A 2,620-nucleotide genomic window follows, 5' to 3' on the forward strand; every position below is an offset into this window, starting at 1 on the left:
CAAGGTACAGGGTAAATGATGAAAATATTGTAGTGCGGGCATCTTGCTCGCTTCGGGGTGTACCTTATAACAATGGGAAGCGCTGTATTTTGCCTTAAAAGGCGACGTTTTAGACCCAATTATTTGATCAAAAGTTGAAAACTCAGATAAGGCCAGATTTTTCCATCCTTCAGTTCTCTCCCAGATAACTAAAGCCTTCTTCTTTCTTCCTTCTGACTTCTGACTTTTGACTTATAACTTATAACTTCAGGACTTACACAAATTATTAGATAAAACGCTATCTGTAGAGGGAAAATGCCATTTTCCCCTACTAGATATGGCGGTTCTGCGTCAGTCCTGACTTCTAACTTTCTTCCTTCTTCCTTCAAGATGACTATAGTAATTTGCCCTGGAATACACGACTCAAAGCTAACTGAGCAATTCTTGGAGGGACTATTTGTCCATTGGCAAAGTCTCTCTCAATCTGGAGAGTTGTTAATTTGTCCAACTCAAGATTATTCTCCCTATTCTGCTATTGACATTTTGAACTTTTTATGGATAAAAAACCAATTAACTAAAAATGTGCCACTATTATTTATTGCCTTTAGTGCTGGAGTAGTAGGAGCAGTAGGAGCAGCTTGGGGTTGGCAACTACGGGGTGGACAAGTCAAAGCCTTTGTTGCTATTGATGGGTGGGGAATGCCTGTAGAGGGAAACTTTCCTATATATAAGGTGAGTCACGACTATTTTACACATTGGAGTTGGGGACTTTTGGGGACTGTGGATGAAAGTTTTTATGCCCATCCATCTGTAGAACATTTGGAAATCTGGCGATCGCCCCAAACTACTACAGGTTGGTGGTTGCATCAAAACAGTATTGAAGTAAAAACAGCTTCACCAGTAACAGCAGCAGAATTTATCAGAATAATATTAGAAAACTATGGAGAATTAAGCACTTTTTCAGATGGTGAAGTATGTTCAATAATTAATAATTAATAATTAATAATTACCTCTCTTTGAAAAGAAGAGGATTGACTAAGCGGATAGTGAGGTACAGTTTAATACTAATCTCTTTTCGCTATTATCTATTCCCTATTGCCTATTACCTAAAAATTGTGGTCTAAAGCCTCGCTTTTTAAAGGGATAAAAAGCGGTCGATCTTCGGAGCTTCCCGTAGGGTGGAATGGCGTACTTCGGAGCGGCTCTGATAAGAGCGGGTCTCCTCGCTGGCCGACCATCGACCAACAGAAAAGAGACTATTCCTGATGTCAAGCCTCCTTATTGCAGATGTACTGATAACTGATAACTGAAATGACCTAGTTTTTTTAGATGAAACAAACAACAAAACCGCGAGTAAAAATTTGCTGTATTAGCAGTATTGAAGAAGCAAAAATGGCAATTATTTATGGAGCTTCAGCTTTAGGTTTAGTTTCTGCCATGCCTTCTGGAATAGGAGTGATTTCTGAGGAATTAATAGCAGAAATTTCTGCCATAGTTCCACCAGGTGTATGTACTTTTTTATTCACCAGTAAACAGGATGTAAAATCAATTATTGAACAACAGCGTCGGTGTCAGGTAAATACAATTCAAATATGTGACTATCTTACATTAGGAAAATATCAAGACTTGCGAGATGCTATGCCTGGAATTGCTCTTGTACAAGTTATTCATGTTACAGGAGAAGAATCGGTAAAAGAAGCTGTTGAAGTCTCTCCATTAGTAGATGCAATATTATTAGATTCTGGCAATAAATATCTACCAATTAAACAATTAGGAGGTACAGGTAAAGTTCATAATTGGGATATTAGTAAGAAAATCCGGGAATTAGTAGATGTGCCTGTATATTTAGCAGGTGGTTTAAACTCAGAAAATGTCACAGCAGCAATTAAACAAGTTTCTCCTTTTGGTTTAGATATTTGCACTGGTGTCAGAACAAATAATAAATTAGATGAAATGAAACTATCTCAATTTTTTAGTCAGATTTATTACAGTAGTTTTGGAGTTGATGAGGTACAAAATTTTAGGGAGTAGGGACGTTGCATACAACGTCCGTACAGAGTAGGGAGTAGGGAAAAAAAGATTAATTTTAAAACTGTACCTCACTATCCTAAAAAGTGCTGTAATTTAGACAGAGTTCGATATAATCTCTAACTAAATTAAAAACTAAATTAAAAATTTTAATCAGGAAGCAGGAGCTAGTTAAGGTGAAAACAACAGAAAAAACTTCTTATATTAATGTTAATGGCGTTGAACATTACTATGAATGGATAAAGACATCAAATTCCACAGAAAAATCAAAACCAGTAATGGTATTTCTCCACGGATGGGGAGGTTCTGGTAGATATTGGGAAAGTACAGCTAAGGAGCTTTCTAGTCAGTTTGATTGTTTAATTTATGACTTACGAGGATTTGGACGTTCATGTTTACCTCAACCTTCTGCCACTGAGGAAAAAACTATTTTAAAATCCTCAAAAAATCCTACAGAAAAATATTAATTAGTAAGCTATGCAGAAGATTTAGCAATTTTACTTGATGCTTTAAATTTAGAGAAAGTTTATATTAATGCTCATTCTATGGGAGGTTCTATTGCTGCCTTATTTTTGAATATGTATCCAGAGAGAGTAGAAAAAGCAATCTTAAC

Annotated in this window: 3 protein-coding genes and 1 pseudogene; 3 read left to right on the forward strand and 1 reads right to left on the reverse strand. The window is 36.3% G+C overall.

Annotated features, from left to right (window positions below; genetic code table 11):
- Nucleotides 1–188: 188 nt before the first annotated feature.
- Nucleotides 189–368, reverse strand: a complete 180-nt coding sequence (locus F6K13_RS27725; protein ID WP_161564761.1) for a hypothetical protein — start codon at nucleotides 366–368, stop codon at nucleotides 189–191.
- Nucleotide 369: 1 nt separating this feature from the next.
- Here F6K13_RS27725 and F6K13_RS27730 point away from each other — a divergent pair, with 1 nt between their 5' ends.
- From F6K13_RS27730 to F6K13_RS27740, 3 genes and pseudogenes are all read left to right on the forward strand, one after another.
- Nucleotides 370–975 (forward strand): hypothetical protein, encoded by a 606-nt coding sequence (locus F6K13_RS27730; protein WP_124147800.1) that lies wholly within the window; start codon nucleotides 370–372, stop codon nucleotides 973–975.
- 333 nt (nucleotides 976–1,308) lie between these two features.
- Nucleotides 1,309–2,010, forward strand: coding sequence for a phosphoribosylanthranilate isomerase (locus F6K13_RS27735; RefSeq protein ID WP_124147796.1), 702 nt, complete (start codon nucleotides 1,309–1,311; stop codon nucleotides 2,008–2,010).
- 173 nt (nucleotides 2,011–2,183) lie between these two features.
- Nucleotides 2,184–2,620: pseudogene (locus F6K13_RS27740) on the forward strand (alpha/beta fold hydrolase); the annotation flags it as partial.

The organism is Okeania sp. SIO2B9 (assembly GCF_010672505.1).
GTDB classification, from domain to species: domain Bacteria; phylum Cyanobacteriota; class Cyanobacteriia; order Cyanobacteriales; family Microcoleaceae; genus Okeania; species Okeania hirsuta.

What these genes read in the sequence shown, in the direction of transcription:
- F6K13_RS27730 (WP_124147800.1), top strand. Translation starts at nt 370, where the DNA reads ATGACTATAGTAATTTGCCCTGGAATACACGACTCAAAGCTAACTGAG.
- F6K13_RS27735 (WP_124147796.1), top strand. Translation starts at nt 1,309, where the DNA reads ATGAAACAAACAACAAAACCGCGAGTAAAAATTTGCTGTATTAGCAGT.